Source organism: Sinorhizobium prairiense (assembly GCF_029201645.2).
GTDB lineage: Bacteria > Pseudomonadota > Alphaproteobacteria > Rhizobiales > Rhizobiaceae > Sinorhizobium > Sinorhizobium meliloti_A.
This window is the reverse complement of record NZ_CP104131.1, coordinates 3,333,929-3,357,621: the sequence shown is the minus strand read 5'-3', so window position 1 is coordinate 3,357,621 and position 23,693 is coordinate 3,333,929. Positions and strand designations below refer to the sequence as shown.

Annotated in this window: 21 protein-coding genes, 1 tRNA gene, 4 pseudogenes and 1 riboswitch; of the genes and pseudogenes, 16 read left to right on the top strand and 10 right to left on the bottom strand. The window is 62.8% G+C overall.

What is annotated here, in order from left to right:
- Nucleotides 1-102 precede the first annotated feature (102 nt).
- Nucleotides 103-536 (top strand): annotated as a pseudogene (locus N0Q91_RS18815) (metallopeptidase family protein).
- Nucleotides 537-934: 398 nt separating this feature from the next.
- On the opposite strand, the gene N0Q91_RS18810 reads toward N0Q91_RS18815, so the two are convergent.
- Both N0Q91_RS18810 and N0Q91_RS18805 read right to left on the bottom strand, forming a co-directional pair.
- Nucleotides 935-1,141 carry a DUF1737 domain-containing protein gene (locus N0Q91_RS18810; protein WP_003531285.1) on the bottom strand — a complete coding sequence of 69 codons (207 nt, stop codon included), beginning with the start codon at nucleotides 1,139-1,141 and terminating at the stop codon, nucleotides 935-937.
- Nucleotides 1,138-2,040 carry an HpcH/HpaI aldolase/citrate lyase family protein gene (locus tag N0Q91_RS18805; RefSeq protein WP_275597177.1) on the bottom strand — a complete coding sequence of 301 codons (903 nt, stop codon included), beginning with the start codon at nucleotides 2,038-2,040 and terminating at the stop codon, nucleotides 1,138-1,140. Before N0Q91_RS18805 ends, N0Q91_RS18810 begins: the two co-directional genes overlap by 4 nt.
- 121 nt (nucleotides 2,041-2,161) lie before the next feature.
- Between N0Q91_RS18805 and N0Q91_RS18800 the strand changes: the two genes are divergently transcribed.
- The 6 genes from N0Q91_RS18800 (at nucleotide 2,162) to N0Q91_RS18775 (ending at nucleotide 7,044) form a co-directional block, all read left to right on the top strand.
- Nucleotides 2,162-2,413, top strand: coding sequence for a hypothetical protein (locus N0Q91_RS18800; RefSeq protein WP_100672749.1), 252 nt, complete (start codon nucleotides 2,162-2,164; stop codon nucleotides 2,411-2,413).
- Nucleotides 2,414-2,546: 133 nt separating this feature from the next.
- Nucleotides 2,547-3,152, top strand: coding sequence for a 3-isopropylmalate dehydratase small subunit (gene leuD / locus N0Q91_RS18795; protein WP_018097351.1), 606 nt, complete (start codon nucleotides 2,547-2,549; stop codon nucleotides 3,150-3,152).
- Nucleotides 3,153-3,160: 8 nt separating this feature from the next.
- A complete protein-coding gene (locus N0Q91_RS18790) occupies nucleotides 3,161-3,541 on the top strand; it encodes a RidA family protein (RefSeq protein WP_003531294.1) in 381 nt (126 codons plus the stop codon).
- A 57-nt stretch (nucleotides 3,542-3,598) separates the two neighbouring features.
- Nucleotides 3,599-3,676, top strand: a riboswitch (SAM riboswitch).
- 63 nt (nucleotides 3,677-3,739) lie between these two features.
- Nucleotides 3,740-4,666 (top strand): homoserine O-acetyltransferase MetA, encoded by a 927-nt coding sequence (gene metA, locus N0Q91_RS18785; RefSeq protein ID WP_026168842.1) that lies wholly within the window; start codon nucleotides 3,740-3,742, stop codon nucleotides 4,664-4,666.
- 80 nt (nucleotides 4,667-4,746) lie between these two features.
- The gene (locus tag N0Q91_RS18780) at nucleotides 4,747-5,763 is read left to right on the top strand and encodes an aldose epimerase family protein (protein WP_275597176.1); all 1,017 of its coding nucleotides are present in this window, start codon (nucleotides 4,747-4,749) and stop codon (nucleotides 5,761-5,763) included.
- A gap of 291 nt (nucleotides 5,764-6,054) precedes the next feature.
- Complete coding sequence (locus N0Q91_RS18775) at nucleotides 6,055-7,044, top strand: CobW family GTP-binding protein (RefSeq protein ID WP_275597175.1); 990 nt, start codon at nucleotides 6,055-6,057, stop codon at nucleotides 7,042-7,044.
- 3 nt (nucleotides 7,045-7,047) lie between these two features.
- Here N0Q91_RS18775 and N0Q91_RS18770 read toward each other — a convergent pair.
- Both N0Q91_RS18770 and N0Q91_RS18765 read right to left on the bottom strand, forming a co-directional pair.
- Nucleotides 7,048-7,305: pseudogene (locus tag N0Q91_RS18770) on the bottom strand (SDR family NAD(P)-dependent oxidoreductase); the annotation flags it as partial.
- A gap of 94 nt (nucleotides 7,306-7,399) precedes the next feature.
- Nucleotides 7,400-7,474: transfer RNA gene (locus tag N0Q91_RS18765), tRNA-Gly, on the bottom strand.
- 256 nt (nucleotides 7,475-7,730) lie between these two features.
- Here N0Q91_RS18765 and N0Q91_RS18760 point away from each other — a divergent pair.
- The 4 genes and pseudogenes from N0Q91_RS18760 (at nucleotide 7,731) to N0Q91_RS18745 (ending at nucleotide 10,313) form a co-directional block, all read left to right on the top strand.
- The gene (locus N0Q91_RS18760) at nucleotides 7,731-8,240 is read left to right on the top strand and encodes a prolyl-tRNA synthetase associated domain-containing protein (RefSeq protein WP_100672738.1); all 510 of its coding nucleotides are present in this window, start codon (nucleotides 7,731-7,733) and stop codon (nucleotides 8,238-8,240) included.
- A gap of 59 nt (nucleotides 8,241-8,299) precedes the next feature.
- Nucleotides 8,300-9,286: pseudogene (gene trxA / locus N0Q91_RS18755) on the top strand (thioredoxin); the annotation flags it as partial.
- 149 nt (nucleotides 9,287-9,435) lie between these two features.
- The gene (locus N0Q91_RS18750) at nucleotides 9,436-10,116 is read left to right on the top strand and encodes an LON peptidase substrate-binding domain-containing protein (RefSeq protein WP_018097359.1); all 681 of its coding nucleotides are present in this window, start codon (nucleotides 9,436-9,438) and stop codon (nucleotides 10,114-10,116) included.
- Between the two features lie 8 nt (nucleotides 10,117-10,124).
- On the top strand, nucleotides 10,125-10,313 hold the full coding sequence (locus N0Q91_RS18745) for a Trm112 family protein (protein ID WP_003537577.1): 189 nt from the start codon (nucleotides 10,125-10,127) through the stop codon (nucleotides 10,311-10,313).
- A 115-nt stretch (nucleotides 10,314-10,428) separates the two neighbouring features.
- Here the strand turns inward: N0Q91_RS18745 and N0Q91_RS18740 are convergent, their stop codons facing one another.
- The gene (locus tag N0Q91_RS18740; protein ID WP_234841252.1) at nucleotides 10,429-11,658 is read right to left on the bottom strand and encodes a ubiquinone biosynthesis hydroxylase; all 1,230 of its coding nucleotides are present in this window, start codon (nucleotides 11,656-11,658) and stop codon (nucleotides 10,429-10,431) included.
- 89 nt (nucleotides 11,659-11,747) lie between these two features.
- On the opposite strand from N0Q91_RS18740, the gene tesB reads away from it, so the two are divergent.
- From tesB to N0Q91_RS18715, 5 genes and pseudogenes are all read left to right on the top strand, one after another.
- Nucleotides 11,748-12,632: an acyl-CoA thioesterase II gene (gene tesB / locus N0Q91_RS18735; RefSeq protein WP_275597174.1), complete on the top strand. Its 885-nt coding sequence runs from the start codon at nucleotides 11,748-11,750 to the stop codon at nucleotides 12,630-12,632.
- 236 nt (nucleotides 12,633-12,868) lie between these two features.
- Entirely contained in the window at nucleotides 12,869-13,207 is a 339-nt protein-coding gene (locus N0Q91_RS18730; protein WP_018097362.1) for a P-II family nitrogen regulator, read from the top strand.
- Nucleotides 13,208-13,234: 27 nt separating this feature from the next.
- Nucleotides 13,235-14,591, top strand: a pseudogene (locus N0Q91_RS18725) (ammonium transporter).
- A 325-nt stretch (nucleotides 14,592-14,916) separates the two neighbouring features.
- Nucleotides 14,917-17,565 (top strand): FtsK/SpoIIIE family DNA translocase, encoded by a 2,649-nt coding sequence (locus tag N0Q91_RS18720; RefSeq protein WP_275597173.1) that lies wholly within the window; start codon nucleotides 14,917-14,919, stop codon nucleotides 17,563-17,565.
- Between the two features lie 135 nt (nucleotides 17,566-17,700).
- Nucleotides 17,701-18,363: an outer membrane lipoprotein carrier protein LolA gene (locus N0Q91_RS18715; RefSeq protein ID WP_100672810.1), complete on the top strand. Its 663-nt coding sequence runs from the start codon at nucleotides 17,701-17,703 to the stop codon at nucleotides 18,361-18,363.
- Nucleotides 18,364-18,540: 177 nt separating this feature from the next.
- Here the strand turns inward: N0Q91_RS18715 and N0Q91_RS18710 are convergent, their stop codons facing one another.
- From N0Q91_RS18710 to N0Q91_RS18690, 5 genes are all read right to left on the bottom strand, one after another.
- Complete coding sequence (locus tag N0Q91_RS18710) at nucleotides 18,541-19,350, bottom strand: alpha/beta fold hydrolase (protein WP_275597172.1); 810 nt, start codon at nucleotides 19,348-19,350, stop codon at nucleotides 18,541-18,543.
- Nucleotides 19,347-20,177: a sugar phosphate isomerase/epimerase family protein gene (locus tag N0Q91_RS18705; protein WP_275597171.1), complete on the bottom strand. Its 831-nt coding sequence runs from the start codon at nucleotides 20,175-20,177 to the stop codon at nucleotides 19,347-19,349. Before N0Q91_RS18705 ends, N0Q91_RS18710 begins: the two co-directional genes overlap by 4 nt.
- The gene (locus N0Q91_RS18700) at nucleotides 20,177-21,253 is read right to left on the bottom strand and encodes a Gfo/Idh/MocA family protein (protein ID WP_275597170.1); all 1,077 of its coding nucleotides are present in this window, start codon (nucleotides 21,251-21,253) and stop codon (nucleotides 20,177-20,179) included. The genes N0Q91_RS18705 and N0Q91_RS18700 overlap by 1 nt, the downstream gene beginning before the upstream one ends.
- Nucleotides 21,254-21,400: 147 nt before the next feature.
- The gene (locus N0Q91_RS18695) at nucleotides 21,401-22,555 is read right to left on the bottom strand and encodes a Gfo/Idh/MocA family protein (RefSeq protein ID WP_275597169.1); all 1,155 of its coding nucleotides are present in this window, start codon (nucleotides 22,553-22,555) and stop codon (nucleotides 21,401-21,403) included.
- A 100-nt stretch (nucleotides 22,556-22,655) separates the two neighbouring features.
- On the bottom strand, nucleotides 22,656-23,669 hold the full coding sequence (locus tag N0Q91_RS18690; protein WP_275597168.1) for a sugar-binding protein: 1,014 nt from the start codon (nucleotides 23,667-23,669) through the stop codon (nucleotides 22,656-22,658).
- Between the last annotated feature and the right edge of the window lie 24 nt (nucleotides 23,670-23,693).

The window sequence follows — 23,693 nt, the reverse complement described above, 5'->3', positions numbered from 1 at the left end:
ACAACCAATATTGAGAATATATTCCTCCTTCTTTCCGGGGTAGAATTCATCACTCGAAAAACAAAGGCAAAATCGCTATATGAGGGGCAACAAGGAGTGCCCATGGCCCGCATTGACCAAACCGACGATTGGCGGGAACGCCACGCACCGTCGCTTACCGTATTCGAACAGCTCGCGTTTGAAGCCTACAGCCATCTGCCTGAGGAATTCCGCAAGCTGACGACGGATCTCACGATCGAAATCGCCGACTTTCCAAGCGACGATGTCTTCGAAGACATGGCGCTCGAAACGCCGTTCGACCTGCTGGGCCTGTTCGAAGGCCGCGGCCTCGGCGAACGCTTCACCATGGAAACCGGGAGTTCCCGAACCGCATCACCCTTTACCGCCGCCCGATCATCGACTACTGGGCCGAAAACGAGGAAACGCTCGGCGATATCATCACCCATGTGCTGATCCACGAGATCGGCCACCATTTCGGCCTGTCGGACGACGATATGGAGCGGATCGAGGAAAGCGTGGAACACGTGGGCGGCTGAGGCCTGCCGAGAATCGCGCCACCCGCCGCCGCTTGTTTGATTCCCTCATTCCTGTGCTTGTCACAGGAATCCAGCCAGACCAAGTCCTTGGGCTGAAAGAACTCGTCCACGCCGCAGACGCGGCGCTGCTGGATCCCTGTGACGAGCACAGGGATGAGGGTAGAGAGAGGTGCGACGCCTCGGCGCGTTTCACTGCGTCACAGGTTGAACATTCCCTCGCATATTCCCAAGCGCAAGTTGTAGGAGCCGCACATCCCCGGTCCCTCATTCCTGTGCTCGTCACAGGAATCCAGCCAGACCAAGTCCTTGGGCTGAAAGAACCTTCCCGCGCCGCAGACGCGGGGCTGCTCTCATCCCTGTGACGAGCACAGGGATGCGGCGAGGAGAGATTGCAGTCCCTACTGCTCCGACAGCTTCATGTCGGGATGATAATCCTTCCCCTCCACTTCCTTCACCACCGCCTGTCCGCATTGCATATGCTGGGTGTCGGCATTGAAGGCGTAGGTCGGCGGACCGTGCAGCGTCCATCCCTGGTTCAATGCCGCCGTCACCTTGTGGCAGAAGGAGGCATCGTCGGGGCCGGTGAGAAAGCGATAAAGTTTCAAGAGTTTGCCTTTCGTTTTTCGATGATGTCCGCCTTGGCGGCGATCCTCATCGCCTGTTCGAGATGGAGGCGCTCGACCATCCGCCCATGAAGGTTGATGACGCCCTTTCCGGCATTGTCCGGCAAGGCAAAGGCCTCGATGATCGCGCGCGCCTCCTCGACCGCAGCCTCGTCCAGGCCGAAATGCCGATTGGCCGCATCGATCTGCGCCGGATGGATCAGCATCTTGCCGTCATAACCCATGTCGCGCCCTTGCCGGCACTCCGCCTCGAAGCCTTCCGGATCGCGGAAATCGTTGAAGACCGCGTCGATGACGTCGAGCCCGCTGCCGCGCGCGGCAAGAAGAATCTGCATCAGCCACGGAACGAGATAGGTCCGGCCCGGAAAGGCGGGCACGCCCGTCTCCTTGCGAAGATCGTTCAGCCCGACGACGAAGCAGTCCAGCCGGCCGCCGGAGGTGCGGCCGGTCTCGGCGATCGCCGGCCCGTTCACGACCCCGCGCGGCGTCTCGATCATCGCCCAGAGCCTCAGCTCATCCGGCGCGTCCCGTTCCGCAAGCCAATCGAGCGCGCCCTGAATATCGGCGGGGCTTTCGACCTTGGGCAGGAGGATAGCATCGGGCCGCGCGGCAAGAGCCGCTGCGAGATCGGCCTCGCCGAAGCCGGAGCCCGCCGCATTGACGCGGATGACCGTTTCGCCCTGCGGCCGGTTGTCGGCAAGATGCCGGACGAGCGCATCGCGCGCCGCAGCCTTGCGGTCCGGCAAGACGGAATCCTCGAGGTCGAAGATCACGGCGTCCGCAGCCAATTCACGAGCCTTGGCGAGCGCGCGCTGATTGTCGGCCGGAACCGAAAGCACCGAGCGGCGCAGCCGCACGGGATGGTGGTCGATCGCTCTCATGCCGTTCCCTGTCATGCCGTTCGTTGTGCCTGCCTTTCAACCTTTGCGCAAGACGAGACGGGCGGACCCTCTTGCAAGCGGCGTGGCCAGCACCCACATGCCGAGCAGAAAGGTGACAATCATGCAAAGCATCCGCTCTGTTCTCTTCACGGCCGCCGCCATCACCATAACGCTCGTGGCCTTCGTGTTCACCGCCTCGCTCGCCCTGGCGCTCGCTGGGATCGCCGCCATTATTGCCGTCGGCAGCGCGATCGCCGCCAAGCTCAACGGACGGCCCGTGCATGTTCGAGCGGGGGCACGCGCCAATCCGGGAAGCACTCAGCGCGAGATGCGGGTGTGGAACGACGGGCGCGGGACGATCATCGATCTTTAGAATCGGATTGCCGGAAGCGGGAGAAGCGGTTTCCGCCCGCATCCCGCTTCATGAAAGCAGATTCTCCTTCATTTCGGCGCAAAACTGATCTAAACGCTTCTCGAACATTTCCGCTGAAATCGAAGGCCAAGTCATGGACAAGTTCGTCAAGCTCACCGGCGTTGCCGCTCCCCTGCCCGTCGTCAACATCGACACGGACATGATCATTCCGAAGGATTACCTGAAGACGATCAAGCGCACCGGTCTCGGCACCGGGCTTTTCGCCGAGGCGCGCTACAACGAGGACGGCACCCCCAACCCGGACTTCGTTCTCAACAAGCCTGCCTATCAGAACGCCAAGATTCTCGTCGCCGGCGACAATTTCGGCTGCGGCTCCTCGCGCGAGCATGCACCTTGGGCGCTCCTCGATTTCGGCATCCGCTGCGTCATCTCGACCTCCTTCGCCGACATCTTCTACAACAACTGTTTCAAGAACGGCATCCTGCCCATCGTCGTTAGCCAGGAAGACCTCGACAAGCTGATGGATGACGCCAGCCGCGGCTCCAATGCCATTCTCACGGTCGATCTCGAAGCGCAGGAGATCACCGGTCCGGACGGCGGCTCGATCAAGTTCGAGGTCGATGCCTTCAAGCGCCACTGCCTGCTGAACGGCCTCGACGATATCGGCCTCACGCTCGAAAAAGGCCGCTCCATCGACAATTACGAGAAGGCGACCGCCGCTTCCCGCCCCTGGGCATGAGCTGTCGGATGACGCGCAAGCTCATCTCGTCCGGTTCGCCCTTCGAAAAGACGGCAGGTTATTCGCGTGCCGTCGCGAAGGGCGACTGGTGCTTCGTCTCCGGCACGACCGGCTACGACTACGCCACCATGACCATGCCGGAAACGGTGGAGGAACAGGCCCGCAACTGCCTGAAGACGATCGAAGGCGCCCTGAAGGAAGCCGGCTTCTCGCTGTCGGACGTCGTTCGCAACCACTACTACGTCACCGATGCCAGCTTTGCCGACCGCGTATTCCCGATCTTCGGCGAGACCTTCGGCGAGATCCGCCCGGCCGCGACGATGATCGTCTGCGACCTCATCCGCCCGGAAATGCTGATCGAGATCGAGGTTACGGCATTTCGGGGATAAGGCCGCCCCGACGCCGGCGAATCCTTTTTCATTGACCGCGCGGCCCTCCTCGCGCTATCTACGATCCGTGGTGATTTGGCCGGCCGGCTTGCAGCCACGTTAAAGAAGTCGCTAAAGGGCCGAGGGAACAATGGATTTCCGAGGACCGGTCGCGATCGTTTCGCCGCCGGTTTTTTTGTATTGATCGAGTGGACGCCCATGCCCATCAAGATACCCGATACGCTGCCCGCCTTCGAAACTCTCGTTCACGAGGGTGTGCGGCTGATGACCGAGACCGAGGCGGTCCGCCAGGACATCCGGCCGCTGCAGATCGGGCTCTTGAACCTGATGCCCAACAAGATCAAGACCGAGATCCAGATGGCGCGGCTGATCGGCGCCACGCCGCTTCAGGTCGAATTGACGCTGGTCCGCGTCAACGGCCACCGGCCGAAGAACACGCCCGAAGAACATCTGCTCGCCTTTTACGAGACCTTCGAGGAAGTGGAGGCCCGTAAGTTCGATGGCTTCATCATCACCGGCGCGCCGATCGAGACGCTCGAATACGAAGAGGTCACCTACTGGAAGGAGCTGCAGCGCATCTTCGATTGGACGACGACCAACGTCCATTCGACGCTGAACGTCTGCTGGGGCGGGATGGCTGCGATCTACCATTTCCACGGTGTTCCGAAATATCCGCTGAAGGAAAAAGCCTTCGGCGTCTACCGCCACCAGAACTTGCAGCCCTCTTCGGTCTATCTGAACGGCTTTTCCGACGATTTCGCCGTGCCCGTTTCGCGCTGGACCGAGGTGCGCCGCGCCGATATCGACCGGGTGCCGGATCTCGAAATCCTGATGGAATCAAAGGAAGTGGGCGTCTGCCTCGTGCACGAGAAGAAAGGCAACCGGCTCTACATGTTCAATCACGTCGAATATGATTCGACGTCCCTGTCGGAGGAATATTTCCGCGACGTCGATGCCGGCGTGCCGATCAAGCTGCCGCACGACTATTTCCCGCACAATGACTCCGCACTTCCGCCGCAGAACCGCTGGCGAAGCCATGCACATCTCTTCTTCGGCAACTGGATCAACGAGATTTACCAGACGACGCCCTACGAGCTGGCGAAGATCGGAACCGAAGCGCGTTGACGTAAAAAGTATGACTTTCCGGTTGCCGCCTCGGCGGAAATGCAGCAGGTTGACGCCGACTCGCGGAAATGGGGAGATGCATGGGAACAGACACGGAAATCTTCGGGCACCTGCCCTCCGGCGAGCCCGTACAGCGCGTGACGCTTCAGGGCGGCGGGCTGACGGCGTCGGTGATCACATGGGGCTCGGTCATCCAGGATCTTCGGCTCGAAGGACATGCAGCCCCGCTCGTGCTCGGCTTCGAGGATTTCGAAAGCTATCCGGTCCATTCCTCCTATTTCGGGGCCACGCCCGGGCGCAACGCCAACCGCATCGGCGGTGGCCGCTTCGTGCTCGAAGGCAAGGCCTATCAACTCGAGCTCAATGAGAAGGGCGCCACGCATCTCCACGGCGGCAGCGACAATATCGCCAAGCGCAACTGGTCGATCCTCAGGCGGGCCGAAGACAGCGTAACGCTCGAGATCACCGATCCGGACGGCCGCGCCGGCTACCCGGGCAATTGCACGATCACCTGCACCTATACGCTGAAACCGGGCGGCGCGCTCAACGTCGTCTACGAAACTGAGACCGACGCGCCGACCCTCGCCAATGTCTGCCAGCACAGCTATTTCAACCTCGACGGCGGCGCGGACGCATTCGGCCACGACATCATGATTGCGGCAGACCACTACCTGCCCACCGATGAACGGCAGATTCCGACGGGCGAGATCCGCCCCGTCGCCGGCACCGCCTTCGATCTTCGCGAAATGACCCCGCTGAGAAGGCAGCTGGACGGCGACGGAATCGCTTACGACCACAACTTCTGCCTCTCGCCGGAACGGACGCAGAAACGCTCCGTGGCGCTCGTACGCAGCATCAATTCCGGTGTGTCGCTGGAAGTGCTGACGACGGAGCCCGGCGTGCAGCTCTATACCGGAGAAAAGCTCGACGTACCGGTTCCCGGCCTCGACGGCCGCCGTTACGGCCCCTTCGCCGGCCTCTGCCTGGAAACCCAGATCTGGCCCGATGCGGTGAACCACGAAGGTTTCCCGAAGGCGGTGCTGAGACCCGGCGAAACGCTCCGGCAGGAAACGGATTACGTTTTTACGAAAAGCTGAGGCAGCGCAGGCCGTTAGAGCACTTTCAGTTTCACCGTTTCATCGAACAGTGAAACGCTTCCTGTCGCTCCTATCCGACGCGATAACCGCCATCCACCGGCAGCGTGAGACCGGTAACGAATTCGGCTGCGGCGAGGAAAGAAGAGAGCCCCAGCGTTTCAGTGTCAGAATCGGACTTGACAACCCCCGGCGACGTTACGTTATTACATTCAAGAAAACGAAATGTAATAACGTATCCACAAAGCCGGAGCATTGCCTCCGGCCGTCCATGCGACAGTGAGGTTCTCGTCAATGCCCGATCAGCTTGTCCCCACCCCCGTCACCGTCCTCACCGGCTATCTCGGAGCAGGAAAGACCACGCTTCTCAACCGCATCCTCTCCGAGCCGCATGGCAAGAAGTTCGCGGTCATCGTCAACGAGTTCGGCGAGGTCGGCATCGATAACGATCTCATCGTCGATGCCGACGAGGAGGTGTTCGAAATGAACAATGGCTGCATCTGCTGCACGGTGCGCGGGGACCTGATCCGCATCATCGAGGCGCTGATGCGCAGGCGTGAGCGGTTCGACGGCATTCTGATAGAGACGACGGGCCTCGCCGACCCCGCGCCGGTCGCCCAGACTTTCTTCGTCGACGAGGATGTCCGCTCCAAGACACGGCTCGACTCCATCATTACCGTTGTCGATGCCAGGCACCTTCTCGGCGAGATCGACCGCGCACATGAAGCGCAGGAGCAATTGGCCTTCGCCGACACGATCATCCTCAACAAGACCGATCTCGTATCGCCCCAAGGGCTGCAGGCCGTGGAGGATCGCATCCGCCGCATCAACCCGACGGCCGGAATCCTGAGGACGCAGCGCTGCAATCTCGAGATCGCCAGCCTGCTCGATCGCAATGCCTTCGATCTCGACCGCATTCTCGAGGTCGAGCCCGACTTTCTCGAAGCGGACCACGGTCATGAGCATGACGACCATGTCACGAGTTTCTCTCTGATCGAACGCCGACCCGTCGACCCGGAAAAATTCTTCCGCTGGCTCCAGACGACCGCCCGGGCCTTCGGCACGGACATGCTGCGGATGAAGGGCATCATCGCCTTTGCCGGCGACACCGACCGCTATGTCGTCCAAGGCGTCCACATGCTGGTGGAAGGCGACCACCAGCGCCCCTGGAAGGAGGGCGAAGAGCGCGTCTCGCGCCTGGTCTTCATCGGCCGCAACCTTCCGAAGGACATCATCGCCGACGGCTTCATGGCATGCTGCGCGAGCTCGGCCGACGTCGGATAGGCGTTAGCTTAGCACGATGCCGCCGTCGACATTCAGCGTCTGGCCGGTCACGAAAGCCGCATCGTCCGAAGCAAAGAAGGCCACCGCACCGACAACATCCTCGGGATCGCCGATGCGACGCATGGCGGTTTTGTCCTGCCACGTCCTCCTGACCGCGGGATCGTCGAGATTGACCCGACCCATATCGGTGAGAATGATCCCGGGGCACACCCAGTTGGCGGTGATCCCGTCGGCACCCACTTCCTGTGCCAGCACACGCGTCACGGAAAAACGCCGCTTCGCTCCCGCTGTAGCAACGCGGCGCCAACGAAAATGCCCGAAGGGCTCATCAATCTGCTGAATTGTCCGAGGAATTTGGAGCGGGTGAGGCGATTCGAACGCCCGACCCCAACCTTGGCAAGGTTGTGCTCTACCCCTGAGCTACACCCGCTCATAAGACCCAGGCCCGGGGGTAGTCGATGGACCAGGGGTGTCGCCCGTCTTGCGGCGACGGGCGCTATATGGCCCAAGCCCTTTTCAAATGCAACAGGGAAATGACGCGAATGCCAAGAATTTTTTCGCGAGCGCGTTCGAAGACCGGGAACGCCGCGTTTTCGGCCGCGCTGCGCCGCGCATGAGATTGCGGAACCTCTCGCTCCTCTTTAAAGCAGGCCGAGAGAAAATCGCGACGGCAGGAAGGATGGAGCATGAGCAAGGCTGAGCCGAAGACTGCGGAAGACCTCTTCCGCTTTCTCGACGAACTCGGGATCGAACACAGGACGAAGCGGCACGCGCCGGTCTTCACGGTCGCCGAATCGGTGGCGCTGCGCGATGAAATCCCCGGCGGACATACAAAAAACCTGTTCCTGAAGGACAAAAAGGACAATTATTTCCTTCTGACCGTCGAGGAACACGCGACGGTGGACCTGAAGACCGTTCATCAGATCATCGGCGCTGCAAGCAAGGTCTCCTTCGGCAAGCCGGAGAAGCTGATGGAATATCTGGGCGTGATACCGGGCGCCGTCACCGCCTTCGGCGCGATCAACGACACCGAGGGCAAGGTGAAGATCATTCTCGACGAGACTCTGATGGCGTTCGAGACGGTCAACTGCCATCCGCTCTCCAACGACCAGACGACCTCGATCGCGTCGAAGGACATGCTGCGCTTCATGGAGGCAACCGGGCACGAGCCGCTTGTCTTGAAAGTGACGGCCTGACATACGATCTTTGGCGCGAATGCATGAAGCCGGACGCCCAAGTCCGCGAGGAGAGAAGAATGAGCGGTAGCGACAATCCCTATCAAGGTTCCTTCGGCACCCAGATGACGGGCTCGGCCTCCTTCGGCGGACAGCCGGCAAGCACTTCGAGCGCCCCGAACGGCCCGATCCCGGACGACCTGATCAGGGAGACGACAACCGCCGCCTTTACCCGGGACGTGCTCGAGGCATCGCGCCAGCAGCCGGTGCTCGTCGATTTCTGGGCGCCCTGGTGCGGGCCCTGCAAACAACTGACCCCCATCATCGAGAAGGTGGTGAGGGAAGCCGCCGGCCGGGTGAAGCTCGTCAAGATGAACATCGACGACCATCCATCGATCGCCGGCCAGCTCGGCATTCAGTCCATTCCCGCGGTGATCGCCTTCATCGACGGGCGCCCGGTCGATGGTTTCATGGGCGCCGTGCCCGAAAGCCAGATCAAAGAGTTCATCGATCGGATTGCCGGTCCGGCCGCAGACGACGGCAAGGCAGAGATCGAGAGCGTGCTTGCCGATGCCAAGGCGCTGATCGATGCAGGCGACGCGCAGAACGCCGCCGGACTCTATGGTGCCGTTCTCCAGGCCGACCCGGAAAACGCCGCGGCTGTCGCGGGCATGATCGAATGCATGATTGCGCTCGGGCAGGTCGCCGAGGCGCGCCAGGCGCTTTCGGGCCTGCCGGAAGCACTCGCCGCGGAAGCGGCCGTCGCCGCGGTCTCGAAAAAGCTCGACCAGATCGAGGAGGCCCGCAAGCTCGGCGACCCGGCCGCGCTGGAGCGCCAGCTCGCGCTCGATCCGGACGACCACGCGGCACGGCTCAAGCTCGCCAAGCTCCGCAATGTCGAGGGCGACCGCACCGCCGCCGCCGAACATCTCCTCACGATCATGAAGCGCGACCGCAGCTTCGAGGACGACGGCGCCCGGCGCGAACTGCTGTCGTTCTTCGAGGTATGGGGACCGAAGGATCCGGCAACGATCGCCGCGCGGCGCAAGCTGTCGTCGATTCTCTTTCGTAAGCGGCCTCCGCGTCGAAATTTTCAGCTCCACCCGATCGATTCCGGTCTATTTCTCCCTTGAGATTTCGAAGGGCCGCACCATTTTTTGGTCCTACGGCACCGCGCCTCGATGAGGCGCGGCCGCTATCTGCAGGGTCTGTCGGAATGCATGTCGGAAATGCGCGCTATCTCGGTCCGAAGGACTTACCGGAGATTCTTCCGGTGTTTCCCTTGACGGGCGCGCTGCTGCTTCCCGGCGCACAGCTTCCGCTCAACATCTTCGAGCCGCGCTATCTCGCCATGTTCGACGATGCGCTCGCCGGCAACCGGCTGATCGGCATCGTTCAGCCCTCCTTCGCGGAAGGCCGCAACGAGATCGACGCCTCGTCGGTGCCGGCGCTTTGCCAGGTGGGCTGCATCGGCCGGATCACCTCTTTCGCCGAGACCGGCGACGGCCGCTACATCACCTCTCTCACCGGTGTGTGCCGCTTCCGGCTTTTCGCAGAGGTGGCCGGCTGTCGCGGCTACCGCCGGTTCCGCATCGGCCCCTTCGGGAGCGATCTCGAAAATCCGGACGACGAGAGCCTCGTCGACCGGGAGGCGCTTCTCGCAGCCTTTCGGGCCTATCTCGACGCCAACAAGCTCGAAGCCGACTGGGAAAGCGTGGAACGCGCAAGCAACCGAACCCTCGTCAACTCCATGGCAATGATGTCGCCCTATGGACCGGCGGAAAAACAGGCGTTGCTGGAGGCCCCCGACCTGAAGACGCGGGCCGAAACGCTGATCGCCATCACCGAGATCGTGCTCGCCCGCAACTTCGGCGACCTCGACAATATTCTGCAATGAAACGAGCGATGGACATCAACGCCAGCAAGGTCGATCCGAAACTCCTGGAACTGCTCGTCTGCCCTCTGACCAAGGGCCGCCTCAGCTACGATCCGGAAGCCAACGAACTGGTGTCCGAAAAGGCCCGGCTCGCCTATCCGATCCGCGACGGCGTGCCGATCATGCTGGTTTCCGAGGCGCGCAAGATCGAGGATTGAAGACCGATGTTCGGGGGTCAGCCTGCCTGATCTGCCGTGTGGTTTGCCCCTCTCCTCGGGTTTGACCCGAAACTGGCCCTTCTCCCCGGGCGGACACAGGCGCAAACGGCTGCGTTCAAATCGGCTCGCCCGCGAGCAGCCGCGGATCGGCTCTGCCGGGAGTGCCCGCCGCCTGGCGGATGAAGAACTTCTTGAGCGACGGCAGGCGATCGACGAGGCCGAGGCCGAGATCGCGCACGACCCGCACGGGCATGATGTCGTTGGAGAAGAGCCGGTTGAGGACATCCGTCGTAACGCCCATCCGGAAGGTATCGAAGCGTCGCCACGTCTGGTAGCGCTCCAGAACCGCGAGCGAACCGATATCAAGGCCCAGGCGGTCCGCCTCTACGATCGTTTCGGCGAGGGCCGCGACATCCTTGAAGCCGAGATTGAGCCCTTGGCCGGAAATCGGGTGGATGCCGTGCGCGGCATCCCCGGCGAGCGCGAAACGCGGCGCGACGAAGTCGCGGGCAAGCGTGAGGCCGAGCGGGAAGGCACGTCGGCCGCCGACCACCTTGAGACGGCCGAGCTTATGGCCGAAACGGCGCTCCAGTTCCTCCTCGAAGATGAAATCGTCCTCCTTCACCAGACGCTCGGCATCATAGGTGCTCTCGGTCCAGACGAGCGAGGAGCGGTTATTCTTGAGCGGCAGCGTCGCGAAGGGACCGGCAGGCAGGAAATGCTCCTCCGCCGTCCCGCCGTGCGGGCGCTCGTGCTCGACGGTGGTGACGATGCCCGACTGGCCGTAATCGAACTCCACGACCTTGATGCCCGCCGCCTCGCGCAGCCTCGAACGAACGCCGTCGCAGGCGACCAGCAGCCGCGCCTCGATCGTCTCGCCGCCCGCCAGAGTGACGGCGACGGAATGATCTCCGCTCCGGAAACTCTCCACCACGGTCGACTGCCGGATCGGGGCGCCAAGTTCGTCGCAGGCGCGGCGCAGCGCACCGACGAGCGCCGTATTCGGCACCATATGAGCGAAGGGGCGGCCGTCGCCATTGTCCTCGCCCTCGCCCCCGCCTTCGAATGTAAGGAATACCGGTCGGACCGGATCGGCCGTCTTCGAATCGGTGATCACCATCCTGCGGATCGGCTCGGCCTCGGGCGCGATCGCCTGCCAGACGCCCAGGACGTCGAGCATCCGCTCGGCAGCGGCGGCAACGGCCGATGCCCGTTCGTCCTTCTTCCACACGCCTTCCGGCGCGGCATCGACGACCATGACATCGAGATGGGGGGCCGCCTTTTTCAGCGATACGGCAAGCGAGAGGCCGACATAGCCGCCCCCGGCAATCAGAACGTCGATCATCCGTCTCGTCTCCCGTCGCACTTGAAGCATCATCTCGTGCCTATATAGATCAATGCCAACGCCGTTCCTACCATCGGAGACCGCCGAAAATGTCGCGCCCTACCGAGACCGCCACGCCCATGGATGCGCTGCTTGCAATACTCGACCTCGAGAAGCTTGAGGAAAACCTGTTCCGGGGCCTGAGCCCGCAGGTCGGCTGGCAGCGGGTCTTCGGCGGCCAGGTGATCGGCCAGGCGCTGGTCGCCGCCCAGCGCACGGTCGAGGGGGGCCGCTACGTTCACTCGCTGCACGCCTATTTCATGCGTCCGGGCGACCCTTCCGTTCCGATCATCTACGAGGTCGACCGGATCCGCGACGGCTCGAGCTTCGCGACGCGGCGCGTGGTGGCGATCCAGCACGGCAAGGCCATCTTCGCCATGTCCGCCTCCTTCCAGTACGACGAGGATGGATTCGAGCACCAGTTCGACATGCCGGAAGTGCCGATGCCCGAGACGCTGCCGGGCGAGCAGGAACTCAAGGAGAAGTTTCTCGTCCACGCGCCGGAGGCGATCCGCCGCTATTGGGAGCGGCCGCGGCCGATCGAAATCCGGCCCGTCTCGCTCGAACACTATTTCTCGCGCGCAAAGGCGTCACCGAAGCAGGACGTATGGGTGAAAGCGGTCGGGACGGTGCCTGACGAGCGCCATCTCCAGGCCGCGGTCCTCGCCTATCTTTCCGACATGACGCTCCTCGACACGTCGCTTTACGCACACGGCACATCGGTCTTCGACCGCCGCCTCCAGGTCGCCAGCCTCGACCACGCCATGTGGTTCCACCGGCCCTCGAAAATGGACGATTGGCTGCTCTATACCCAGGACAGCCCCAGCGCGCATGGTGCCCGCGGAATGACCCGCGGCAGTCTTTTCGACCGCTCCGGCGTTCTGATCGCCTCTGTCGCGCAGGAAGGATTGATCCGCAAAAAGGCAATTGCGTAATTTTTTGCCATTTTTCGGATTCTGCTCATATTTTAATCATTCCGACTGGCCTATTTTCAGCGTTCCGCGGCAGCCCCCTCGCCGAACGTGTTTTTTCCATTAGATTTCAGTGGTTTGTTCTGCCTCATCGAATCTGGCACGCCCCTTGAATGTAGCTATCCGGTTGCCAGCGCGTCAGGCGCTCAAGCAGCAAGGAGAGACGGCCTCCGCTGGAGGCAGACAAGGATGGGAACTCGATGAAAATTGTGATGGCCATTATCAAGCCGTTCAAGCTCGATGAGGTTCGCGAAGCCCTCACTGCCGTTGGCATCCAGGGTTTGACCGTGACCGAAGTGAAGGGCTACGGCCGCCAGAAGGGGCACACCGAGATTTACCGCGGCACCGAATATGCCGTGAGCTTTCTGCCTAAGCTGAAGGTCGAGATCGCGGTCGCGACGGAGATCGTCGACAAGGCCGTCGAAGCCATCGCTTCGGCCGCCAAGACCGGCCAGATCGGCGACGGCAAGATCTTCGTCTACTCGATTGACCATGCCGTGCGCATCCGCACCGGCGAGACCGACTCAGAAGCGTTGTAAACCACGCCGTTCAGGGAGCTATTTTCGATGTCGTCATTCACCCTTTCCACCTCTCTTCGACGCGTGGGAGCGACTGCTGCCGCGATGCTCGCGCCGGTCGTCGCGTTTGCCCAGGAAGCGGCGCCCGCCGCGGCCGCAACGCCGGTGCCGGACAAGGCCGATACCACCTTCATGTTCCTTTCGACCCTTCTCGTCCTGTTCATGCTGATTCCGGGCCTCGCCCTGATTCTACGGCGGCCTCGTGCGCGCCAAGAACATGCTGTCGGTGCTGATGCAGTGCACGGTCATCGGCGCCGTCATGATGATCGTCTGGGTCGTCTACGGTTATTCCTTTGCCTTCGGCGGCTCGACGAGCGCCTATTTCGGCGGCTTCGCCAAGCTCTTCCTCGCGGGCGTGACCGTCGACAGCACCGCGGCGACCTTCTCCGATGGCGTCGTCATTCCGGAATATCTTTTCATGCTGTTCCAGATGACCTTCGCCGCGATCACCCCGGCGCTCATCGTCGGCGCCTTTGCCGAGCGCATCAAGTTCTCGGCCGCGATCCTCTTCGCCATCCTCTGGGCGACATTCGTCTATTTCCCGATTGCGCACATGGTCTGGGACGCCAACGGCCTGCTCTTCGGCATGGGCGCGCTCGATTTCGCCGGCGGCACCGTGGTCCACATCAATGCCGGCGTCGCCGGCCTCGTCGGTGCATTCATGGTCGGCAAGCGCACCGGCTACGGCCGGGACATGATGGCCCCGCATTCCATGACCCTGACGCTCGTCGGCGCTGCCATGCTGTGGTTCGGATGGTTCGGCTTCAACGCCGGCTCCAATCTCGAAGCCTCCGGCGGTGCGGTTCTCGCCACCGTCAACACCTTCCTCGCAACGGCTGCCGCAGTCCTTTCGTGGTCTCTCGTCGAGACGCTTACGCGCGGCAAGGCTTCGATGCTCGGTGCCGCATCGGGCATGATCGCCGGGCTCGTCGCCGTCACGCCGGCGGCCGGTATCGCCGGTCCGATGGGCGCGATCATCATGGGCCTGATCGTCTCGCCGCTCTGCTACTTCTTCGTCTCGGTGATCAAGAACAAGTTCCACTATGACGACACGGCAGACGTCTTCGGGGTGCACGGCGTCGGCGGCTTCTTCGGCGCGATCGCGACCGGCGTCTTCGCCTCCTCCTCGCTCGGCGGCATCGGCTATGCCGACGGCGTGACCATGGGAAGCCAGTTGATGACCCAGATCACGGCCGTCGCCATCACGATCGTCTGGTGCGGTATCGTATCCGCCATCCTCTACAAGGTGGTCGATGCGCTTGTCGGCCTTCGCGTATCGATGGAAGCGGAGCGGGAAGGGCTCGACCTCTCCTCGCATGGCGAAGCCGCCTATCACGCGAGCTGAGCAGCGTCGGCAAACGACGCCGCCAAAAGTCCCGTCGCGGTCCGCAGTCTGCGGATCGCCCTTGGCCCGGATCTCGCGATCCGGGCCTTTTTTGCTGCATACGCGTCCCAGCGGCAATTTTGCCGGCACACGCGCATGGTTAATGTCACATTAACCCTACTTCGCTTAGGTTGATTCCATGGGCACGCAATGTGCTCGGAGCATCCCGCTTTTCGCCCTGATTGAGGGTGAGAAGGCTGCTCCTCACCAAAAGGGCTGGAATATTCACGGGCGGCCTTTTCGCGCGCTCTCGTTCCGGCGGATCGAAACGGGCAAAGCAGGCAACATGAGCAGAAGCAATACCGCAACGCTTGACAGCCGTTCCAACCGGTTCGTGCTGACCCACTTCGTCTGGCGGCAGATCGCCTCGCTGGCGGGGTTCGTTCTCGTAGGTGCGCTGGCGCTCGCCATTGCCGCCCTTTCGACATGGAACGTCGCGGATCCTAGCTTTTCCTATGCAACGTCGAACGAGCCGACCAACCTGCTCGGCTATGGCGGCGCCGTCTTCGCGGACATCTTCATGCAGTTCTTCGGCCTGGCTAGCGTCGTGGCGCTGCTGCCGGCTGTCGCCTGGTCTCTCGTTCTCATCCGCGGCACGCATTTCGACAAGGTGCTCAAGCGGCTCGGCCTGTGGTTCGCCGGTTCGGTGCTGGCGAGCGCGGCCTTGAGCTGCGTTCCGGCGCCGATCACCTGGCCGCTGCCGAACGGCCTCGGAGGCGTGTTCGGCGACATGATCCTTCGTTTTCCCGCGCTCTTCACCGGAACCTTCCCGACGGGCACCTTCGCGACCGTACTCGCCTGCCTCTTTACCGCACCGGCCGCCTGGTGCCTCGTCTACAGCGCCGGCCTCATCGGCGTCAGCGAGGATGAAGAAGCAGAACCGGCACCGGAGCCTGCACCCAGCAAGGCGCGCACCATACGCGACGAACTCGAAGAGGAAGACGAAGAAGGCCCCCTTACGGTGCTGATGGGCTCGCTCGCCCATATGCGCTACACGGCGCAGGCCAGGCTTCGCCGTGCCTTCGGCATGGGAGCAAAGCCGGCGAAGCGGCAGTATGACGAGCCCTACGACTTCAACAACGACGAATTCGGCACATTGAACGAGCCGGTCCGGCCGAAGGCGCAGGCCGGTCGTATCGAGCCCTCGCTCGATCGCACCGAGCGCCGCATCGTCACTCCGCCGCCGATCACGGGCGACGAAGACGACCCGCCCTTCGATATCGACGAGCGACGGCCCGCCGGCATCCTGCCGGACGACGAAGACGACGTGGCCGCAGACTGGGCTCCGCGGCCTGCACCGCCGAAGCCGGCTGTGGCAATGGTGGGTTCGCGCGTCGCCCCGCCGCCGCCGCGGCCGAAAGCCGGGCAGCGCGTCGAGCGCGAGGCGCAGCGCTCGTTCGTCGATGAAGACGGCGATTTCACGCTTCCGCCGATCCATTTCCTCGCCGAGCCGAAGAATGTCGCCCGCGACGCCTCGCTTTCGGCCGATGCGCTCGAGCAGAACGCCCGCATGCTCGAAGGCGTTCTCGAGGATTTCGGCGTCAAGGGCGAGATCATCCATGTCCGCCCCGGCCCCGTCGTCACCCTCTATGAGCTGGAACCCGCGCCCGGGATCAAATCGTCGCGGGTCATCGGTCTCGCCGACGACATCGCCCGTTCCATGAGCGCGATCGCCGCACGCGTCGCCGTCGTACCCGGCCGCAACGCCATCGGCATCGAGCTGCCGAACCAGCGGCGCGAGATGGTCTATCTGCGCGAACTGATCGGCTCCCGCGACTTCGAGACGACCAAGACGAAGCTCGCCATGGCGCTCGGCAAGACGATCGGCGGCGAATCCGTCGTTGCCGATCTCGCCAAGATGCCGCATCTGCTCGTCGCCGGCACCACCGGCTCGGGCAAGTCGGTGGCGATCAACACCATGATCCTGTCGCTGCTCTACCGGCTGAGACCCGATCAGTGCCGTCTCATCATGATCGATCCGAAGATGCTCGAGCTCTCCGTCTATGACGGCATCCCGCACCTTCTCTCGCCGGTCGTGACGGACCCCAAGAAGGCGGTCGTGGCGCTGAAATGGACCGTGCGCGAGATGGAAGAGCGCTACAAGAAGATGTCGAAGATCGGCGTGCGCAACATCGACGGCTTCAACAGCCGTGTCGAGCAGGCGCTGGCCAAGGGCGAGGCGATCACGCGCACCGTCCAGACCGGCTTCGACCGACAGACCGGCGAGGCCGTCTACGAGACGGAGGAATTCGATCTTTCGCCGATGCCCTATATCGTCGTCATCATCGACGAGATGGCCGACCTGATGATGGTCGCCGGCAAGGATATCGAAGGCGCCGTCCAGCGGCTTGCGCAGATGGCGCGTGCTGCCGGCATCCACGTCATCATGGCGACACAGCGCCCCTCGGTCGACGTCATCACCGGCACGATCAAGGCGAACTTCCCGACCCGCATCTCCTTCCAGGTGACCTCAAAGATCGACAGCCGCACCATCCTCGGCGAACAGGGGGCCGAACAGCTCCTGGGCATGGGCGACATGCTCTACATGGCCGGCGGCGGCCGTATCCAGCGCGTGCACGGACCCTTCGTCTCGGACACCGAGGTCGAAGAGGTCGTTGCCTATCTGAAGACGCAAGGCGTGCCGCAATATCTCGACGCGATCACCGAGGACGACGAGGACGAGAGTGACGGCGGCGGTCCGGCCGGCACCTCCAACCTCGCCGATTCCGAGGACCCCTACGACCAGGCGGTGGCGATCGTGCTGCGCGACGGCAAGGCTTCGACCTCCTACGTGCAGCGCCGCCTCGGTATCGGCTATAATAGGGCCGCCTCGCTGATCGAGCGGATGGAACAGGAAGGCATCATCAGCCCCGCGAACCACGCCGGAAAGCGCGAAATACTGGTGCCGACCGAAGCGGAGATCACCGGCCGGTAAGACAGCGCCACAGCGGCGTGATCAGCGCGCGGCGGGCGGTAACGGTCATTTGAAGGCGTCGTGTTTTCGGGGTTTTCCAACGCCTTGAAGGCGCCCCACTTGCCCTTCAAATGGTCACGAATGAAGGAGACTGCGATGATGGAGACCAAAACCGACGGCCGCAACGGGGCAATCTCGCGGCGCGTCTTCGTTGGCGGCCTGGCGGCTCTCGCCGGCTTCGGCGCCACGACGTTTGGCGCCGGCGACGCTTCGGCTCAGGCGTCCGCCGTTGCCCAGAGGATCGCGGATCATTTCTCGTCCGTGAAGACCATGGCCGGCGAATTCGTCCAGTTCGGCCCGCGCGGCGAACAGACGGGCGGCAAGTTCTATATCCGCCGGCCGGGTCGCATCCGCTTCAATTACGAAGCACCCTCGCCGATGCGGGTTATCGCCGACGGCAAGTCCGTCGTCATCGGCAATATGAAGCTCAAGACCTGGGATATCTATCCGCTCTCGAAGACCCCGCTCAATCTGCTGCTCAGCGAAAGGATCGACTTGAGCAGCAGGATGGTACGCGACGTGAGGGTGGAAGCGGACCTCATCACCATCGTACTCGGCGACCGCTCCATCTTCGGAGATTCGACCATCACGATGATGTTCGACCCGAAGAGCTACAATCTGCGGCAGTGGACGATCACCGATGCGCAAAAGAAGGACACCTCGGTGATGATCTTCAACGTCCGGACCGGCATCGCGCTCGACGACAAGGTCTTCCGCATCCCCTATGACGAGGTGCGCAACAAGCGCCGCGGCGGCTGATCGCGAATGCTCCGACGTTGAAACCAGGCACTTCAGAACGGAAGACATTCTTCCTGGAAGTGCTTTGCTTTAAGCCTGTTGAGGTGCGGGATCCCCGGCGCGGGCTCGCGCCGCAGAGACGACACAAATCCCGCGCTGACCGATGCGCTCGACAAGCTTGCCCGCTTGCGGCGACGGTCATCTCTGAAAATCCTCCAGGAACCTGCGCATGGCGTGGTGGAAATCGGCGACGTATCGCGCCTTGTCTTCCGCCTTGGGGGTGATCTGGACGAAGCGTGCAGCGGGGATTTTCTCCGCCAGCGCACGCGCGTGGGCGATGGGATGAACGAGATCGCGTTCATGGCCGATGACGAGCGTCGGGACGGCGATGCGGGCGAGATCAGCCTCCGTGACTCCCGGGCCGTCGCTGGAAACGGCGGTGAGGAGCGCGGCGGTGACCTCGATGGGTTCCCGCGCAAAAAAGCCGGTGAGCGAGGCCAGATTGTCCGGTGCGGCCGCCGCAAGACGCTGCCCGATGGGACCTTCCAGGAAAGCGGCCTTTGCCGCTGGCGGCGGCAGACGGGTCAAAAGGTGGCCGACTTCGGCATTCGGGATCATATTTTCCGGCGCCGATGCCGTCAGCCAGGCGGGCCGGGCAAGGACAAGGGCGCGGACGAGATCGGGACGCTTTACGGCCAGGCGAAGCGAAATCGCCGCGCCCATGGAAATGCCGCCGATGATGACAGGCACGCCCAGATTGGCCTCCACATAGGCGGCAACGTCATTCGCGAAGGTTTCGATCGAAAGCCTGTCGAGTCCGCCGGACTGCGATCGGCCATGACCGCGGGCCTCGATCGTGACGCGACGGAAGCCGGAGTCGCCAGGAAACGCTTCGGAGGCCTGGCCCGCGTCGCCGCAAAGTCCGTGCAGGAAGACAACCGACGTGCCCTCGCCCGCCGTGTCGACATTCAGCCGCGTGCCGTCGCGTGTCTCGAAGTTGATGCTCATGGCCCCGCCTCGAGCTTTTCGGAGAGGAAGCGGGCAACGTCCTTGGCCTCGCTTGCTGCAAGCCCATGAGCGATCAGGCTGCCGGTAAAGCCGATGGCCTTCAGGCGAGCGAGGTAATGTGCGTAGTCGAGCACCCCCTTTCCAGCGGTCGCAAAACTGCCGTCCGGATTCCGGTCCTTCGCATGCGCCATGACGATGCGGTCGGCGAGAAGATCGATTGCCGCGGACACGGTCGTCCGCTGCTCGTCAAACGTTGTCGTTTCAAAGAGATTGGCGGGGTCGAGCACGATTTTGATACGCGGGCTCCGCATCTCGTCGATCAGCCGGCGGGCCTTTTCCGCCGAGTTGACGACATTGGCAAGCTCCGGCTCGATGCCGAGATCGACGTCGCAGCGGTCTGCAATGCCGATCGCCGTCTCCATGGCCCGGAGCAGATCGCGCCAGGCTTCCGGCGTGTCGTTTTCGGGGTGCTCCCTCCACTGGTCGAGCGGATCACGCGTGCCGGTGCAGAGCGTGATGAGGCGGTTGGACATGGCGTGGCTGCGTTCCGCCAGAACGGCCAGCCGGCGGTGGCCGGCCTCGCGCATCGCCTCGTCGGGATGGATCATATTGTAGGTGCCGGAGACCGCCGCGATTTCGATACCGGCCTTCTTCGCCGCATCGGCAACGGCGCACGCCTGCCGCTCGTCGATGCCTTCAGGCATGGAGGCGAGGCCCGAGCAGGCCATGTTGTATTGCGCGGCGGCAAACCCGGCAGCCGCGACGGCATCGAGCACCGCACCCGGTTGCGTGCCTTCAAAGGTCTTGGCGAAGATTCCGAGCTTCATCAGACGCCACCCTCGACATCGGCAAGCGCAACCGCCTTGCCGCTCGCCACCGAGCGGGCGATGGCGACCATGGCGCGCACCGAGGCGAGGCCGTCGTCGATGCCGGCGCCTTCCATCGGCGCACCATCGAGGATGGTGCGTGCAAAACCTTCGACCTGGCGGCGATAGAAATGACCGTCAGCACCGAGCACCCGATGCGTCGCGCCCTCGGCCTCGCGGAAAATGTCCACCTCGCTCGTCTTGTAGTACCAGGGGTTATAGGTCTTGCCGAGAACGCTGCCCTTCTCGCCGTAAATCTGGAAACCCTCGTGCCAGTCCATGCGGACTTGCACGGTCAGATCGAGGTGGCCGAGCGTGCCGGAAGCGAACTCGGCGTCGACGAACCAGCACCAGATGCCGGCCCGTTCGGAAAGCCGCGCCTGCACCGAGACGATGTCGCCGCCGAAGTAATGCGCCGTGTCGATCAGGTGGCAGCCATGGGCCAGCATGTAGTAGCGGCGCAGATCCGCCTTCGGATTGGCCGAAGGCTTTTTCGCATTGGCGCTGGTAACGATCAGCGGCTGGACGGCATCCGTCATCGCATAGCGGTGCGTGCTGTCGCAATACCAGGCCTTGAGGGCGATCATCTCGCCCATCTCGTCGGCAATGAAGGCTTTTGCCGCCTGGAGACCGGCATCAAAGCGCTTCATGTGGCCGACCTGAAATATCTTGCCGGACTTTTCGACGGCCTCTCTGAGATCGAGGCACTCCTCGACCGTCACGCCGACGGGTTTTTCGCAGAGCACATGCTTGCCGGCTTCGAGTGCGCGCAGCGAGGCCGGGACGTGGAAGGCGTCGGCGGTCGCGATGATCACGGCTTCGATATCGGGATCGGCAAGCATCCTGTCGTAGTCGTCGTAGGTCTTCGCTGCACCGTGGGTGATCGCCATGCGTTCGCGCAGGTCATCGGCGACATCGCAGATAGCATGGAGATCGGCATTGACAGCCTTCGTGCAGGCCTCGAAATGAGCGGCCTGGGCGATCTGCCCGGCACCGAGCACACCCACTCGAAGGCGGCGTTCCTGTTTTGCTGGCATTCTAGAGTTCCTTAGTTTTGTTCACAGAGCGGCAGCCCGTCGGGCGTCAAAGTAAGTGGTGTGTACGGTTTTCCGCGCGCGTCCCGCTCTAACTCCCGGAAGCCGATCACGAAGTTTCAGGTCCATCCGGCATGAAAACATCGTGATCTAGAGCGTGATCCATCTTCCTTCGGCGCTGCCTGAGCGCAGCGTCGCGTCGATGAACCTCATTCCTCGCACCCCGGCGTCTATGCCGGGCAAGAGGAGAGATTTCGAGGACGCGGCCACGCCGTTAAAGCGAGCTTCGAGCTGGTCCGCCATGTCGGCGTAAAGTTGCGAAAGCGCCTCGACGAAGCCTTGTGGATGTCCGGGCGGCATGTGTCCTTTGACCACAGTGCCATGTGAAGCGCGATCGATGATAATCCGCTGCCCGCCCAGCGGGCAGAAGTGCAGAACGTTCGCGTCCGCCACACCCCAGCCGAGCGACGCTTTGTCGCCATAAATCTCTATGCGAAGGCCATTGGTCTTCCCTATCGCGATCTGGCTTGCCCACAAGCTGCCCTTGGCGCCATTTTCGAACCGAAGCTGAACGGAAACGTTGTCGTCGACCTGTCGCCCGGGAACAAAGCTGTCGACCTCGGCCGACACCGTGATGCACTGGAGCCCGCTGATAAACTCGGCAAGGTGGAAGGCATGCGTTCCGATATCGCCGAGGCTACCCGCGCCGCTTCGCTTCGGATCGGTGCGCCATTCGGCCTGTTTGTTGCCCTGGGCCTCGGTCGCCGAGGCGAGCCATTCCTGGGGAAACTCAACCCGCACGAGTCGGATTTCGCCGATGGCTCCGCTTTCGACGACAGCGCGTGCTTCCCGAACCATGTCGAAGCCGGCGTTCGTGTAGCTGACGCCGAAAAGCGCTGTGCCGGCCTTTGCCGCCTGTTCGACTTCGAGAGCCTCGGGGAGCGTCGCGGTCAGCGGCTTGTCGCACATGACGCTGATGCCCGACGCCAGGAAGGCAAGAGAAGCGGGAGCGTGGATGTGGTTGGGCGTTACGACGGCCACGAGGTCGATGCCGTCGTCGCGTCCGGCCTCGGCGGCCGCCATGGCGGCAAAGTCGGTGTAGCTGCGATCGCGGCCGAGATACAGCGCGTCGGCACTTTCCAGGGCGCGCGTCGGATCACTCGACAGCGCACCGGCGACAAACTCGAAACGATGCGTCATCGCCGCCGCGCGGCGGTGGACTGCACCGAAGAAGGCGCCCTGACCGCCACCCACCATACCCAGTCTGAAACGTCGAGAAGCCATGCAAAAGTCCGTCAGGGCCATCGGCCCTTGAGTGATGGAGAGCCTGCGCCCGGCGGGCGGTTTGCCGAGTACAAGTCCCCATCCCGGCCGAAACAAGGGCGGGATGGGGAATGGAAAAGGACTAGTTCGCAGTCTTGCCGCAGGTCGTCAGCGCGTCCTCCGGGGTGCAAACCTCGGTACCGGTCTTGATGAACGGCTCCACTTTTTCGCCCTTGGTCAGCTTGTCCAGCGCCATGATGGTTTCATAACCCATGTCATAGGGACGCTGGCCGATGTTGTAGTGGCTGAGTCCTTCGGCCAGCAGGGGCAACTGCGGGCCGAAATTGTCGCCGAACACCACAACCAGGTCCTTGCTGTCGAGGCGTGCCTTGAGCGGCTCCATGGCCTGCTTGTAAGCCTGCGGAGCATACTGGGCCCAGCCGCCGACAGCGATGAAAGCGCTAAGCTCGGGGTTGTTCGTCATCACGTCGCGCACCTGCTGGGCGGCAAGCGTGATGTCGTCATTATTATAGACAGGGCAACCTGCCGGCTCGATCCATCCGTTCTGACCGGTCAGCGTTTCCGCACCCTTGTCCTTCGTGACGCCCGCAAGAGTGTCGCGGATGCCTTGGACGCGGGCTTTCAGGTTCTCGGATGCAGGCGCACCCGACTGGATGCAGACGGCGCCGCCGTCCTTCTTGGTCTCCAGCACCTTCTGCGCCAATGCGATGCCGAATTCATAATTGTCGGTTCCGATGTAGGTCGAGCGCAGGCCTGCATCTTCGGGCAGAACGTCCGTGTCGAAAGTCACGACCGGAATGCCTTTATCCTGGGCCATTTTCATGATGCGAGCCATGGCCTTCGGGTTGCCGGCCGAAACGCCGAGGCCGGCCACTCCGCGGGTGACCATATCCTGGGCAAGCTGGACCTGCTTGGCTTCGTCATACTCGGTCGGGCCGAGATAGGTGCAGGTGACATCGCCCAGCTTCTTCGCGGCGGCCTCGCACCCCTGCTGGATCGGCGGGCTGAAGGCGTTGTTGAGCACCTTGAAGACGAGGGCGAATTCGCGATCGGCAGCGTTGGCCTGGGGCACAGTCAAGCCGACGGCCAGGCAGGCCACCGAAAGGGCTGCCGTGAGAGTGTGTACTGGTTGCATTGAAGTTCCTCCCTTTTCCTTGTT